The organism is Cellulophaga geojensis KL-A (assembly GCF_000568425.1).
Taxonomy (GTDB): domain Bacteria; phylum Bacteroidota; class Bacteroidia; order Flavobacteriales; family Flavobacteriaceae; genus Cellulophaga; species Cellulophaga lytica.
Genome location: NZ_ARZX01000020.1, coordinates 15307 through 30707, shown reverse-complemented (window position 1 = coordinate 30707; position 15401 = coordinate 15307). Strand labels below are relative to the sequence as shown.

Genomic DNA, 15401 nt, shown 5'->3' with positions numbered 1-15401 from the left:
AAGATTTAATTTTTAGTATATTTTACAATAAGTTCTTGACCTATGCGTAGGTTTGTATTTTTTAAATTATTTAACTTCATTAATTCTGGCACACCCATAAAATACATTCTAGATATAGCGTACAGGGTTTCTCCTGCTTCTACCTTGTGCTTTTTTACAACATATTCTTTTGGAGCTGTACGCACTGCTTTATGCTTGCCATCAAACTTATGAAGCTTGTATTTTTCAATTAAATATATTAGTTTTTGTGGGTATTTAGGATCTGTAGCATAACCTGCCTTACGCAAACCTTTTGCCCAGCCTTTATAATCATTAATATGCAAATCAAACAAAGAAGAATACCTACCCCTTGTTGTTAAAAACAAACTATGATCTCTAAAAGAGTACATAGGGTGGTTGTATTTTCTAAAACATTCTCCTTTTTCATCATCATCATGATAATCAAAATCACCTTCCCAACCTGTATGACATTTAATTCCAAAATGATTGTTGGTTTTACGAGCCAATTCTCCTTTACCAGAACCACTTTCTAAAATACCCTGTGCTATTGTAATGCTTGCAGGTATACCGTAAGCTTTCATTTCATCTTGTGCTATAGCTGCAAATGTATTTATGTAATCTTCTGTGTTTTCTATGGCAAAACTTACAAAATGCCCTTCATCTTTAGGCAAAGCATAAGGAGCATTACCCTTATTGGTATTATTTTTTGGCGAAACCGTAGATACTTTTTTATGTGATTGTCTGGTTACGCTTCTTTTTGATTTACAACTAGTGTAAGAAACAAGTAGTACCAACAAGAACGTCTTATAAACTAATCTTAAACTATTTTTAGGTGTATTTTTATTCATTTATAAGTGGTAATTTTTTCTTAACTAATAAACTATTCATTCCTTTTATACCTTGTAACCCTCCTGTGTGTATTGCAACAATTTTAGTGCCAGGTGCAAAATAATTTTTTTGTACCAGATCTAAAATACCAAAAAACATTTTACCTGTATATACAGGATCTAAAGGTATATTGGTTGTTGCTTTAAAAGAGTTTATAAAATTTATTAATTCTGATGTTACCTTGGCATAACCCCCAAAATTATAACTATTTATAAGCTCCCAATTTGCATTATTGGCAAATTTACAAATATCTTCTTTTAAAAAATCACCTTTTAACGCAGGAAAACCCAAAACTCTTTGGCTTGCATTACTTGCATTTATAATACCTGCTATAGTACCTCCAGTACCAACGGCACTACAAATTACGTTAAACATAGTATCTTTTGGAGTTAAAATTTCTTCACAACCCTGTACAGCCAACTCATTGGCACCACCTTCTGGTAAAATAAAGCTATTAGGATAATCTCTTTTTAAAGTGTTTAAAAATTCTGGTGTATTTTTTTCTCTATAAGTTTGTCTGCTTACAAACTTAAACTCCATTCCGTTTTCTTTAGCAAAAGCTAAGGTTGGATTTTGTTGCCACTTATCTGCAAGCTCCTCACCTCTAATAACACCAACAGTTTTAATACTGTTCTCTTTTCCTGCATAGGCCGTAGCAGCTATATGGTTAGAGAATGCACCTCCAAAGGTTACTATAGTTTGTGCTTTTACTTGCTTAACGTGCTGTAAATTGTACTTTAGTTTTCTGTACTTGTTTCCAGAAATAAAAGGATGTAGCGTATCTTCTCTTTTAATATAGAGTGATATCTTTTTTTCTGATAAAATAGGTAAATCTACTTGCTGATTTAAAACTTTCACGTTTTATAATTTTCAGCGCCAAAGATATTTAATAAAACTGAAGGGTTTACGTTCATTTAAATAATTAGGATTATCTTCATTAAAATAGGCTTCACGCTCAAAACTAAGATTTTGATAAGCCCTATAACTATCCCAATAAAACAAACAACGTATTAAAAACTCAAATAAATACACTATATAAAAAGGCAAAACTAAAAGTTCTAGCTGTTGCCTTAAGTGTATTTTTTCATGATTAATTAAAGAGTCATCATCTCTTAGCGCATCACTCTTTAAAATTATAAAAGGCCACAAAGATAGGCCTACATAATTTTTTCTAAAGAAGAGTTTTGAAACTAAAATCATACGCACTTATTAATTAACAATGTCAAATTTAACAACTTAGTACAGAAACTATACCATTTTTAAGACTTAAAACGATTAAAAACTATAAAACACCGACTACCAACTATTTTTAACTTTTAACAATTGTGTATTTATATACTTAACTTAAAAACTCGTAATTTTACAAGTATGAAAAAAATTCTTCAACCCATAGAAGGCGACTATTATTTATCTGAAGAAGGCTACAGAGTATTTACAGAGCAATACCATAAAAGAAGAGGTTATTGTTGTGAAAGTGGATGTAGGCATTGTCCCTATGGCTATAATGCCAAAACAAATAGCAGAAAAAAATCTTAAAATTTGCTCAAAAACAAGCAATTACAAAGTAACGGCACAATTTTTGTGATATTAAACCTAAACTAAAACATCAAAAAATATGAAAGCATTAAAAATGGCACTAGCACCAATATTTGCATTGGTACTATTTAGTTCTTGCACCTCTGTACGTGTTTTGTCTGACTATGATAAAGAAGCAAACTTTAATACTTATAAAACGTATGCTTTTTATAAAACAGGTATAGATAAGGCGCAAATATCTGACTTAGACAAAAAAAGAATTCTAAAGGCTATTGATGCTGAAATGAGTTCTAGAGGTTTTGTAAAATCTAGTACTCCTGATATCTTGGTTAGTATTTTTACTAAAGAAAAAGAACGCGTAGATATTTACAATAATTACTGGGGCGGTGGCTTTGGTTGGGGTTGGAATCCTTACTATTTTGGCAATGGCTTTAACAGAAGCAATGTTTCTACCAGTACAGAAGGATCTTTATATATAGACTTAATTGATGCTAAAAATAAGGAACTAGTTTGGCAAGGCCGCGGTATTGGCACATTAAACAATACAAATAACATAGAAAAAAAGGAACAACGCATAAAAGAGTTTGTTTCTCAAATACTAGAAGCATATCCGCCAGCAATTGCATCTAACTAAAAAATCAAAACCGCTACTAATAGCGGTTTTTTTTTTGCTTTGCACTAAAAAATTGTTTCACGTTATAATTACACATTAGAGCTAAATAAAAACGTACATTATTTTCCAATTTTGTATCTTTATTGCCTATTAGTAAATACCTAACATAACGTGCAATGTCTTACACAAGCAATTATATATTAGATAAACTACCAACGCATTTAAAGCAATACATAAAACCGCAAAATTATGAGGATTACACTCCAATTAATCAAGCTGTTTGGCGTTATGTTATGCGTAAAAATGTAGATTATTTAAGTAAAGTTGCACACACATCTTACTTAGATGGTTTAAAAAAAACAGGCATTTCTATAGAAAACATTCCTAATATGTACGGTATGAACCGTATTTTACAAGAAATAGGTTGGGCTGCTGTTGCAGTAGACGGTTTTATACCTCCTTCTGCTTTTATGGAGTTCCAAGCTTACAATGTACTGGTTATTGCATCTGACATAAGACAATTAGAAAATATAGAATACACACCTGCACCAGACATTATTCATGAAGGTGCTGGCCACGCTCCTATTATAGCAAATCCTGAATACGCCGAGTATTTAAGACGATTTGGAGAAATAGGATGCAAAGCAATTTCTAGTGGAAAAGATTATGAATTGTATGAAGCTGTTAGGCATTTATCTATTATAAAAGAGGCTGCTGACTCTGATGAAGAAGAAATAGAAAAAGCAGAAAAACACGTTGAAGACTTGCAACAAAATATGGGAGAACCTAGTGAAATGGCGTTAATTCGTAATTTACACTGGTGGACTGTAGAATATGGCCTAATTGGCACTACAGATAACCCTAAAATTTATGGTGCAGGCTTGCTTTCTTCTATTGGTGAAAGTGCTTGGTGTATGACAGACCAAGTTAAAAAACTAAACTACTCTATTGAGGCAGCTCATAAGTCTTTTGACATTACACAGCCACAACCTCAGCTTTTTGTAACACCAGACTTTGCCTATTTAAGTCAGGTTTTAGAAGAATTTGCTAACACAATGGCACTACGCACTGGTGGTTTAGATGGTGTAAACAAACTTATAGACTCTAAAGCTTTAGGAACTGTAGAACTTAGTACAGGCCTACAAATATCTGGTGTATTTACAAATGTACTTACACATAAAGGAAAACCTAGTTACATACAAACTACTGGTAAAACTGCTTTATCTTACAGAGAAAAAGAATTAGTTGGCCACAGTACAAAACACCACCCAGATGGTTTTGGCTCTCCTATTGGCAAGCTAAAAGGTATTAACTTGGCCATAGAAGATATGAGTCCGCGCGACTTAAAAGCATATAATATTTTTGAAGGACAAACCATTATTTTAGAATTTGTTGGCGGTATTAAGGTTAACGGAAACATTATAACTGGCACACGTAACCTTAAAGGTGAAATTGTACTTATAACTTTTGAAAACTGTACGGTTACACAGGATGAAACTATATTATTTAAACCAGAATGGGGATTGTACCATATGGCTGTAGGAGAAAATATAGTTTCTGCATTTAATGGCCCTGCTGACTTGCATAGTTTTGATTTAATTACACATAGCATTACCGAAGAAACAATAAAGCCTAAACAAACAGAAGCTAAAACACAGCTAGAAAACTTATACAAACAAGTACGTGAGTTTAGAGAAGGTACTAATATTACAATTTCTAGAAATAAAGTGTTTCAAGAGGTAAAAAACAACTACCCAACAGATTGGTTGCTCCCTGTAGAATTGTATGAATTAGCCAAATCTAATAACGATGATGATTTTGCAGTAGAAATTATTGAACACCTAGAGACTGTAAAACAAAACAACCCTAAAGTTGGGCATTTAATTGATGACGGATTAGAGTTGGTAGATAAAAGTTTGGTTGTATAATTTACTGTAACTCTAGCTCTTTTATAGCTTTTAATTCTTCAATTTTATTAATTGGGTTGTCATTATATTTCAATGTCCAACCCAAAGAATTTGTTAGTACATAGAACTTAGACAGCTCACTTAAAAGTCTGTTTTGCGCATTTGTTTTTAAGGTAGAATTTTCAACTTTTTTAAGTAGTGATGCTTTAACGCTTTTCTTTATTTTATTATAATCATTAGCATCAAACTGATTTAAAAAATCGGCTGTAACATCATAATACTCATAATCTGGACTTATTTTTACTTCTGGCTCTGGAATGCTTGTAATTTGTAATATTTTGTTTTCTTCATCTACCTTAAAAATAATTTTACTTAAATCATAAGCAACAGTAACATCTGCATTAACTACAACCAACGCTTTTTTTTCTGCTGTAATTAGCGGTCCAAAAAGCTGCTGAGAATCTTTATAATTATATACTTCTGCAAAGTGACCCTCGGTTACCACAAGCTTAGATACATTTTGTATTTGCTGCTGTATTAACATTGAGTTTTCTTGTAAAATAGATTGTTCTTCTTTTTTATCTGAACAAGTTTTAAATACAAGTAAAGCCACTAAAACAATAATAATTCCTACAAGGATTCTCTTCATAATTAAAACAAAATAAAAGGATATTCTTTTTGAAGATACGTAATTTTTTCTTGAATGTTTTTTAAAAACTTCTGATGCTCCTCTGACTCCGAATTAAAAGGTCTATGCTCCAAACCTCTTTGTACAGCGCCAACTTTTACAGTAGTTTCTAAGGCCTTTTTAGCTAACCATACATCACTAAACTTTTCCCAAATATAATCTACCGCTAATTTGCTTGGGTGCACCATATCTTCTTTATAAAAACGATAATCACGCAATTCATCCATCATAATTTCATAACTAGGAAAATAAAAAGCATCACCCCTGTTTTTTTCTAATTCTATGGTATTATGCACAGCGGTTAGCAAATGAGATTTACTACGCTGATTTTCTACAAAACCATCTTTAATATGCCTAACAGGAGACACCGTAAAAATAAATTTAGCATTAGTATTTACACTTTTTACTAATGATATAAGCTCTTGTAAACTAGCCTCTATTTCTGTAACTGTTAACAATTGCTTATTAAAAGCTTTCTGCGGAACTTTATGGCAGTTAGCAACTACTTTATTTAACTCTAAATGTTTGTACACCCAAGCCGTTCCCAAGGTAACTACAATGTGTGTAGCATTAGTTAAAACCTGCCTAGTTTCTAAAACTGCTGCATTTAAATTTTGTACTAGTTTTTGTTTTGAGGGTGTACTTAAAACAGAATGAGCATTGAAACAATGCCAACGCTCATTTTGATTAAAGATATCTTTTTCTGTATATTTTTCTTCTAAAACAGCATTTTTAACCAGCTGTGTTATTGCCCGTGGATGAAACAACACCCCAAACGGGTTGGTTACAGCTTGCATTTTATAATAGGAAAATTTATTACCTATATGTTCTGCAAAACAAGAACCTAACAACAATAATTTGTTAGAATAGTTTATTTGAAACGTACTTGGCTTAAGTAGTACTTTAGTTTGTAGTTTCATACACTGTTGTTATTTAATATATGCTATTGCTTTATCTAAGGCTTCTGCAATACCTCCTGGGTTTTTACCACCTGCTGTAGCAAAAAACGGTTGTCCGCCACCGCCACCTTGAATATACTTACCTAATTCACGTACAATTGCACCTGCATTTAAATCTTTTTCTGCAGCCAGTTCTTTAGATATGTAACAAGACAAGGTTGCTTTACCATTATTTTCTGCTCCAAAAAGCAAGAACATATTAGTAGCATTAGCTCCCATATTAAAACACAAGTCTTTTATACCTGCAGGATCTAAATCTACCTTTTTAGCCAAAAATTGCACGCCATTTACATCTTGTAACTCGTTAAGCAAATCGCCCTTTAAGTTTTTAGCCTTATCTTTTAATAGTTGCTCTATCTCCTTTTTAAGTTTGTTATTCTCTTCTTGTAAAGAAACTACAGCTTTTACAGGATCTTTAGCATTGTTTAAAACTTCTTTTATATCTGTTAACACCTCATTATTATCTGCATAAAAATCTTTAACAGCATCAGAAGTAATAGCTTCTATTCTACGTATTCCAGAGGCAACTGCACCTTCAGACTTAATTTTAAAGTGCCAAATATCTCCTGTGTTTTGTACGTGCGTACCACCACAAAGTTCTACCGACTGCCCAAAACGTATAAGCCTAACCGTATCTCCGTATTTCTCTCCAAACAAAGCCATTGCACCAGCATCTAAAGCTTCTTGCATTGGTATGTTACGTTTTTCTTCTAATGGTAAATTACCTTCTATTCTTGCATTTACAAAATCCTCAACCTCTTTTAGTTGCTCTGTAGTTACTTTAGAAAAGTGAGAAAAATCAAAACGTAAATATTTAGAGTGTACAGCAGAACCTTTTTGCTCTACGTGCGTACCTAAAATTTCTCTTAATGCTTGGTGTAGTAAATGTGTAGCGGTGTGGTTGCTTGCTGTTCTTTGACGTTGTTTTACATCTACAACAGCCTTAAAAGTATCTGTAGTATTTTTTGGTAAATTCTTTGCAAAGTGAATAATCTCGTTATTCTCTTTTTTAGTATCTAATATGTAAACAACATCTCCGTTTTGTGCTTCTAAATACCCTTTATCACCTACTTGTCCGCCTCCTTCTGCATAAAATGGAGTAATATTAAACACCAACTGGTATTGTTTACCTTCTTTTTTAGAGGTTACTTTTCTGTATTTAACTAAACGCACATTAGTTTCTAATACATCATAACCAACAAACTCTTGTTCTGCATCTTGTAAAAGCACTTCCCAATCTTCTTTAGAAACCTCAGAAGCAGACCTAGATCTGTTTTTTTGTTCTTGCATTGCTGCATCAAAACCTTTTTCATCTAACGTATAACCACGCTCACTTAAAATAAGAGCGGTTAAATCTATAGGAAAACCATATGTATCATACAATTCAAATGCTTTTCTGCCATCAATAGTTTTAGAAGACGCACTATTAATAACACTGTCTAATAATACCAAGCCTTGGTCTAGTGTCTTTAAAAAAGAATGCTCTTCTTCCTTTACTACATTTTCAATAAGTTGTTTTTGTTCTTTAAGCTCAGGAAAAGCATCACCCATAGTATTGGTTAATACATTTACTAACCTGTACATAAATGGTTCTTTGGTATTTAAAAACGTAAATCCGTAACGTATAGCCCTTCTTAAAATTCTACGTATTACATAACCAGCACCAGTATTACTTGGCAACTGACCATCTGCTATAGAAAAAGCAACAGCTCTAATATGGTCTGCAATAACGCGTATTGCAATATTAGTATCTTCGTTTTTATTGTATTCTGCGTTGGTAATTGTTTCTATTTCTCTAATTATAGGCGTAAAAACATCAGTATCATAGTTAGACTGTACACCTTGCATTACCATACACAAACGCTCAAACCCCATTCCTGTATCTACGTGTTTAGCAGGTAAGTTTTCTAATTCTCCGTTTGCTTTACGGTTGTACTGCATAAATACAAGATTCCATATTTCTACAACCTGTGGGTGATCCATATTTACCAATTCTGCACCAGAAACTTTTGCTTTTTCTTCTGCAGATCTAATATCTACGTGTATTTCTGAACAAGGTCCGCAAGGCCCCTGATCTCCCATTTCCCAAAAATTATCTTTTTTATTACCAAAAAGAATTTGAGATTCTGGAATAATTTTTTTCCATAAATCTAGCGCCTCTTGGTCCATTTCTAAATTATCCTTGTCTTTACTACCCTCAAAAACGGTAACATACAAGCTAGACTCATCTATTTTAAAAACCTTTGTTAGCAGTTCCCAAGCCCAAGAGATAGCGTCTTCTTTAAAATAATCTCCAAAACTCCAGTTCCCCAACATTTCAAACATAGTATGGTGGTAAGTATCTTTACCAACCTCTTCTAAATCGTTATGCTTACCACTAACACGCAAACATTTTTGGGTATCTACTACCCTTGTGTTTTTTGCTTCGGTATTTCCAAGAAAAAATTCTTTAAACTGGTTCATACCAGCATTAGTAAACATTAAAGTAGGATCATCTTTAATGACCATTGGGGCAGAAGAAACAATTTTATGTGTTTTATTCTTAAAAAATTCTAAAAACTGAGATCTTATTTCTTGAGATTTCATCCGTTGCTATGTTTGTAAATTTAATTGGCTGCTATAGTTTTGTAAAAAGCATTATATTTAACGCAAATAACACATAATTATATGGCTTATACCACTCTAAAATGGTAAGCTTTTTATAAAATTAACTATTTCTGCAAAACAATTTTTATATTTGTTTGTTTTGATAAATTAAAAATGCAAAAATAGGATAAATTCCCTTTATGTCTCAAGTTAAATATTATTATGATCCAGACACCCTATCTTACAGAAAGATAGAGCATAAAAAGTCTAAAAAGTTTCGCAATGTAGCGTTAATGTTTATTGGTGCTGCTATATTGGGTTTTTTAGGTTTATTACTCCTATTAAATACCAATTTAGTGAACACACCTAAAGAGCTATCTTTACAAAGAGAGTTGCATAATTACGAGTTTCAGTTTGAGTTGCTTAACAAAAAAATGGAGCAAATGGAACAAGTTTTAGCCAATATAGAAGATAGAGACAATAACATTTATCGCTTATATTTTGAAGCTAACCCAATACCAGAAGAACAAAGACGCGCTGGTTTTGGCGGTGTAAATAGATACAAATCTTTAGAAGGTTTTAATAATTCTGATATGATTATTGATGCTACTAAACGTTTAGAAATTATACAAAAACAAATGGTAATACAGTCTAAGTCTTTAGATGAAATTACCAAACTTGCTGAAGAAAAAGAAAAGTTTTTAGAAGCTATACCTGCCATACAACCTATAAGTAACGAAGACCTAACACGTATGGCATCTGGTTATGGCTGGAGGTCTGACCCCTTCACCAAAGTTCGTAAAATGCATTGGGGTATGGACTTTACATCTCCTAGAGGAACACCAATATATGCCTCTGGTAATGGTACAGTTACAAGAGCAGACGCCAGCTCTACTGGTTACGGTAAACACATACGTATAGATCACGGTTATGGCTACCTAACACTTTATGCACACTTAAGCAAATACAATGTTACTGCTGGACAAAAAGTAAAAAGAGGAGACCTTATTGGCTTTGTTGGCAGTACAGGTAGGTCTGAAGCTCCACACTTACATTATGAAGTTTGGAAAGATGGTGACAGAATTAACCCTATTAACTTTTACTACGGTAACCTTTCTGCTCTAGAGTTTGAAAACTTATTAAAACACGCAACTCAAGAAAATCAATCATTGGATTAATGCATATAGAGCTTCCAGAAAAAAGATATTATAGTATTGGCGAAGTAGCCAAAGCTTTTAACGTGAATACGTCTTTAATACGTTTTTGGGAAAAGGAGTTTGATGTTTTAAAACCAAAAAAAAACGCTAAGGGTAACCGTAAATTTACACCGCAAGACATTAAAAACTTGCAGCTAATTTATCACTTAGTTAAAGAAAGAGGCTTTACTTTAGATGGTGCAAAAACACACCTTAAAGAAGAAAAGAAAAAAACACTTTCTAATTTTGATATTATTACAAAATTAGAAAATGTAAAATCAGAGCTTCTAAAAATTAAAGATCAATTATAACCATTAATTACCTATAAACTAAACACTAAAAAACTTAACTATGAAAAAATTATTAATTGTACTTGCCGTTTTTGTTGTATTGTTACTAGCCCTAGGTGGTTGGTACGTTAGCGCAAATAATGAGTTAGTAGAAATGAAAGGACAAGCGGTTAAACAATGGGCAAATGTAGAAAGCTCTTACCAAAGAAGAAATGACCTTATTGGCAACTTAGTAAAAACAGTACAAGGTGCAGCAGATTTTGAAAAAAGCACTTTAACTGGTGTTATAAATGCAAGAGCTAAAGCAACGTCTATAAACATAGACCCTTCTAATATGACACCAGAACAGATAGCGCAATTTAGTAAAGTGCAAAGCGGTTTAACTGGTGCGCTTAGCAAATTACTGGTTTCTGTAGAACGTTATCCTGATTTAAAAGCTAATAAAAACTTTTTAGAATTACAAGCACAAATAGAAGGCACAGAAAACAGAATTAATGTAGAACGTAATAGGTTTAATGACATAGCTGGTGACTACAACATCCATATAAAAAAAATACCTACAAATATTATTGCTGCAATAGCTAATTTTGAACCTATGGCATTGTTTAGTGCTGATGAAGGATCAGAAAAAGCACCAGATGCAAGTTTTGATTTTAAATAAACAACACTATGTCTAAGGTTGAAGATTTTCTAACCACAGCGGAAGAACAAGAAATTGTTAATGCTATTATTTCTGCAGAAAAAAATACTTCTGGTGAAATAAGAGTGCATATTGAAGCTACAAGTAAAATAGACCATTACAAAAGAGCTCAAGAAGTGTTTCATTTTTTAAAAATGGATAATACTAAAGCAGAAAATGGCGTATTACTTTACATTGCTGTACTTGACAAAAAATTTGTTATATATGGCGATAAAGGTATAAATAATGCCGTACCTAAAGATTTTTGGAATACAACCAAAGATGCCATACAGGCTGAATTTACTAAAGGAAATTTTAAACAAGGAATTATTAATGGTGTATTAAAAGCCGGAAAAGAGTTAGAAACTCATTTTCCTTGGTTACATACAGACACCAATGAACTTAGCAATGAAATATCTAAAGGATAGCTTATTTTTATTAATCTTATTTGTTGCTAATTTTACTTTAGCTCAATATAAAATACCAGAAAAACCCAAGCTACAAACTAGTGTATATGACTATGCAAAGCTTTTATCTGATACAGAAAAAAGTAGCTTAGAGCGTAAACTTATTAGCTATTCTGATAGCACATCTACACAAATAGTTATTGCTATAATACCTAGTACAGAAGGTGAAAATATCACCTTTTTAGGGGCACAATGGGGACAAAAATGGGGTCTTGGCCAAAAAGGAAAAGACAACGGTATTTTAATATTATTGGCTAAAAATGACAGAAAAATAGCCATAAATACTGGTTACGGTGTAGAGGGTAGATTACCAGACATTACAGCACACCAAATTATTAATAATGTAATTATACCCGAGTTTAAGTCTGGTAGCTATTATAACGGCTTAAACTATGGCGCAGACGCCATTTTTAGTGCTTTAAAAGGTGAATTTAAAGAAGATAGAAACCTTACTAAATTTCGATTAGAATCTTTTTTGCCATTTATTGTTTTCTTTATTATCATTTTAATATTGATAAATAAAAAAAGAAACAACGGCGGTAATAACGGTGGTAACAGGTCTACAGGAATAGACTTGTTAGATATAATTATACTAAGTAATCTTGGCCGTGGGGGATCATCTGGTGGCTTTGGCGGAGGCGGAAGCTTTGGTGGAGGCAGCACAGGAGGTTTTGGCGGCGGCTTTGGTGGCGGTGGCTTTGGTGGCGGAGGTGCTTCCGGGGGCTGGTAACAGAACAATAAACATAAAACCCTGAATTTTTATTCAGGGTTTTATGTTTGCTATTATATTTTTAATTAAAATGCTCTTGGAGGTGGAGGTGGTGGAGGCATTGCACCTCCAAGTTTACCTAAACTATTAAATTTCCAGCTAAAGCTTAACATAAAATAACGTTGCAATACAGTACCCTGACTATCCTGTATATAGTTACCTGTTGCTATACGCCTTGCGTTTGTATTTTGGTTAAGCAAATCATATGCTTTTAAAGAAACTGTACCACTATTCTTTAAAATAGAATACGCTAAAGTTGTATTCCAGAACCAAGCACTCTTTTGAAAACCTGGCCCTACATTTGGATTATATGTATAGTTAACATCATTACGCCATTCTAATTTTTTAGGCACAAAAGTAGCTGTTCTTATACCTAGAGTTTGATATTTAAAATCTTGATTATTAAACTGATCTAAATCGAACTTATTCTCTGTAAAAGATATTGAATATCTAGGTATAATCTCCATAACATCTTTCCAATTAAACGTAAGCTCTATAGAAGGGTTTAATGAGGTATTTGTTGCACTATATTTAACGTCATTATTAAAATTAATAGACTTATTAACGTTACCAAAAAATCCTACTCCAAATTTTAATGTTCTTAAAGTATCTAACCTTTTTGTTTTGCTTGCAAAAACATTACCCCTTGCGCTGTAGCCACCATTTACATTGGCATACGTTGTTCTTCGTACAAAGTCATCATTAATAGTTGTTTTAGCAACTACTTGGTTTTTATCAAAATTTAAACTAGCATAAGACCATATTGTTAATCCTTTTTGAAAATTGTGATTGCCAAAACCTAAATTTAACCTATGAGTAGTTGTTGGCTCTAAACTAGGATTACCAACTACGGTATTTAATGGGTCACTAACATTTTCAAAAGGTTGTAATTGGTTTAAACTTGGCGTATTATTATCTAAAGAGTAACGAGCAAATATTCTGGATTTAGGACTAAACCTATACGTAAATCTAGAATACAACTCTAAGGCTTCAAAATTACGCTTTAAGTTAAGTTCTGGTCTTAACGCATCTTTATTCTCTAATGTTCTATAAATATAACTACCTCCAAAGTTTAGCCTTAATTTATCTTTTTTGTAATTTACACGTAAACCAGAAGTGCTTCTGTAATTTTTATACTCAAAATCTGTACTTAAAGCTTCATTAAAATTGGTAAATTGTTGTGATGTGTTATCTAAATCAAAAGTACTTTTTACATCTTCGTCTTTATCGGACCTATAATCATATTTAAGATCCAAAGAAAGTTCTTCCTTTATTAACGGAATTCTATAAGTAAGTCCTGTATTAAAGGTTGTTGTTTTTTGCTCTCCATCTGTATATTGGTCTCTGCTAATAGATTCTGCATTATCACCATATATTTCTGTTTGTGAATTAAGAAAGTTTTCTGTGTTAGCTTCTCTAATTCCATTAGTAACACTCACACGAATAAAAGAACCCTTAGACCCTAATTTTTTAGTAATATCTAAATCATTTCTAAAATTATTAGTTGTGCCTTCAGAAAAAGAATTAGAAGCTGACTCATTGGTAACAAAATTATCATCATTTCTAGATTCCTCCATACTTGTGTATGAACTTGTATTTTTTCCGTAAGTAAAAGTTGGTTCAAAATCTATACGAAGTGTTGAGTCTAACTCAACTTCTAATTCTAAATTAGCATCATGTTCATAGTTATCTACCACAGAGTTAGATCTAGAATCAGTAAAATACCTAGAGTCTGGCAAAATATTTTCACGCTGACTTGAATTATCATTCTCAGTATTACTTTCTTTATAAAAGTAATCTGCAGAAATATCTACTTTATCATTTAGCTTATCAGTATAATTTAATCCGGCATTTTTAGAAGTTGTTATTCCACTACCTGCTCCGCCGCCGCCAACAACACTAAACATATTGCTTAAATCTCCAAAACTAAAACCAGCAGAATTAATGTTATTACCGCCAAAGAGTAAGCTTAATCTTTGTTCGTTATCAAAAAGATTTACCATTGCAGCTGCTTCGTACCGTTCATCTGTACCGCCACCAGCAGAAGCTTTACCAAAAACTCCTTTGTTTTTTTCTTCTTTAATTGTAAGATTAATTGTTTTAGCATCAGACTCAGACTCCTCACCTGTAAATGCTTGCGATTTTGTTTTAGTATCTGTAATCTGTACTTTTTCTATAAGATCTTTAGTTAAATTACGAGTAGTAATTGTAGGATCGTCACCAAAAAAAGGTTTTCCGTTTACGTAAATATTACTAACATCATTACCATTTATTGTAATTTTACCATTTTCATCTACCTCTACACCTGGTAATTTTTTTAACAAATCTTCTACATTGGCATCCTTTTTTGTTTTAAAAGAATTGACATTAAACTCTAAGGTGTCTTTTTTTACAGTTACTGGTGCTGTAGCCTTGACAATTACCTCATCTAACAAATTTTCATCTGGTTGCAAATTAATTTGCCCTAAATTAATTTTGTTTTTTGCTACTGTAATTTTATTAGTATAAGTTTTGTAGCCTATATAAGAAATAAACATATTTAAAGTAGCATCATAGGTTTTACCCTCTAATGTAAATGCTCCTTTTTGATCTGTAATTGTATAAGTAACTAAAGAACTATCTTTTACTCTTTGTAAATAAACAGTTGCAGATTCTAGTGGTTGGTTATTATCTGCTGTAATAATAGTACCTGTAACAGTAAATGGTTGTTGTTTTGATTGAGAATAACTAGTTAATGTGGTTAGCATTACTACTAGCGATAAAAATAATTTCATGTAAGTTTAGCTTAGTTTGATAAAAGCAAATGTAATTTTATCAAAAACT

Annotated in this window: 15 protein-coding genes; 8 read left to right on the top strand and 7 right to left on the bottom strand. The window is 32.3% G+C overall.

Annotated features, from left to right (window positions below):
• Window positions 1-5: 5 nt before the first annotated feature.
• The 3 genes from KLA_RS13780 to KLA_RS13770 are packed head-to-tail and all read right to left on the bottom strand — an operon-like array spanning window position 6 to window position 2088.
• The gene (locus KLA_RS13780) at window positions 6-848 is read right to left on the bottom strand and encodes a glucosaminidase domain-containing protein (protein WP_013620267.1); all 843 of its coding nucleotides are present in this window, start codon (window positions 846-848) and stop codon (window positions 6-8) included.
• Window positions 841-1746, bottom strand: coding sequence for a 1-aminocyclopropane-1-carboxylate deaminase/D-cysteine desulfhydrase (locus tag KLA_RS13775; RefSeq protein WP_034646446.1), 906 nt, complete (start codon window positions 1744-1746; stop codon window positions 841-843). Before KLA_RS13775 ends, KLA_RS13780 begins: the two co-directional genes overlap by 8 nt.
• 12 nt (window positions 1747-1758) lie before the next feature.
• Window positions 1759-2088, bottom strand: a complete 330-nt coding sequence (locus KLA_RS13770) for a hypothetical protein (protein WP_013620269.1) — start codon at window positions 2086-2088, stop codon at window positions 1759-1761.
• Window positions 2089-2256: 168 nt separating this feature from the next.
• Here KLA_RS13770 and KLA_RS18115 point away from each other — a divergent pair, with 168 nt between their 5' ends.
• The 3 genes from KLA_RS18115 to KLA_RS13760 all read left to right on the top strand — a co-directional run bounded on the left by KLA_RS18115 (window position 2257) and on the right by KLA_RS13760 (window position 4965).
• On the top strand, window positions 2257-2424 hold the full coding sequence (locus tag KLA_RS18115) for a DUF5522 domain-containing protein (RefSeq protein ID WP_161633467.1): 168 nt from the start codon (window positions 2257-2259) through the stop codon (window positions 2422-2424).
• 79 nt (window positions 2425-2503) lie between these two features.
• Window positions 2504-3058 carry a DUF4136 domain-containing protein gene (locus KLA_RS13765; protein WP_013620271.1) on the top strand — a complete coding sequence of 185 codons (555 nt, stop codon included), beginning with the start codon at window positions 2504-2506 and terminating at the stop codon, window positions 3056-3058.
• 155 nt (window positions 3059-3213) lie between these two features.
• On the top strand, window positions 3214-4965 hold the full coding sequence (locus tag KLA_RS13760) for an aromatic amino acid hydroxylase (RefSeq protein ID WP_034646445.1): 1752 nt from the start codon (window positions 3214-3216) through the stop codon (window positions 4963-4965).
• 1 nt (window position 4966) lies between these two features.
• Here KLA_RS13760 and KLA_RS13755 read toward each other — a convergent pair whose 3' ends face one another.
• Genes KLA_RS13755 through alaS form a run of 3 tightly spaced genes read right to left on the bottom strand, consistent with a single transcriptional unit; the run spans window position 4967 to window position 9177 of the window.
• Window positions 4967-5593, bottom strand: coding sequence for a DUF4230 domain-containing protein (locus tag KLA_RS13755; protein ID WP_034646444.1), 627 nt, complete (start codon window positions 5591-5593; stop codon window positions 4967-4969).
• Window positions 5594-5595: 2 nt separating this feature from the next.
• A complete protein-coding gene (locus KLA_RS13750; RefSeq protein WP_034646443.1) occupies window positions 5596-6552 on the bottom strand; it encodes a GSCFA domain-containing protein in 957 nt (318 codons plus the stop codon).
• 9 nt (window positions 6553-6561) lie between these two features.
• On the bottom strand, window positions 6562-9177 hold the full coding sequence (alaS, locus tag KLA_RS13745) for an alanine--tRNA ligase (RefSeq protein ID WP_034646442.1): 2616 nt from the start codon (window positions 9175-9177) through the stop codon (window positions 6562-6564).
• A gap of 200 nt (window positions 9178-9377) precedes the next feature.
• Between alaS and KLA_RS13740 the strand changes: the two genes are divergently transcribed.
• From KLA_RS13740 to KLA_RS13720, 5 genes are read left to right on the top strand one after another with little or no spacing between them, the layout of a single operon-like run.
• Entirely contained in the window at window positions 9378-10355 is a 978-nt protein-coding gene (locus KLA_RS13740; RefSeq protein ID WP_013620276.1) for a M23 family metallopeptidase, read from the top strand.
• Complete coding sequence (locus KLA_RS13735) at window positions 10355-10684, top strand: MerR family transcriptional regulator (RefSeq protein WP_013620277.1); 330 nt, start codon at window positions 10355-10357, stop codon at window positions 10682-10684. The genes KLA_RS13740 and KLA_RS13735 overlap by 1 nt, the downstream gene beginning before the upstream one ends.
• 40 nt (window positions 10685-10724) lie before the next feature.
• Window positions 10725-11324 carry a LemA family protein gene (locus KLA_RS13730; protein WP_013620278.1) on the top strand — a complete coding sequence of 200 codons (600 nt, stop codon included), beginning with the start codon at window positions 10725-10727 and terminating at the stop codon, window positions 11322-11324.
• A gap of 8 nt (window positions 11325-11332) precedes the next feature.
• Window positions 11333-11770 carry a TPM domain-containing protein gene (locus KLA_RS13725; RefSeq protein ID WP_013620279.1) on the top strand — a complete coding sequence of 146 codons (438 nt, stop codon included), beginning with the start codon at window positions 11333-11335 and terminating at the stop codon, window positions 11768-11770.
• On the top strand, window positions 11751-12539 hold the full coding sequence (locus KLA_RS13720) for a TPM domain-containing protein (protein WP_034646441.1): 789 nt from the start codon (window positions 11751-11753) through the stop codon (window positions 12537-12539). Before KLA_RS13725 ends, KLA_RS13720 begins: the two co-directional genes overlap by 20 nt.
• A gap of 65 nt (window positions 12540-12604) precedes the next feature.
• On the opposite strand, the gene KLA_RS13715 is transcribed toward KLA_RS13720, so the two are convergent.
• Complete coding sequence (locus KLA_RS13715; RefSeq protein ID WP_034646440.1) at window positions 12605-15352, bottom strand: TonB-dependent receptor; 2748 nt, start codon at window positions 15350-15352, stop codon at window positions 12605-12607.
• Window positions 15353-15401 lie beyond the last annotated feature (49 nt).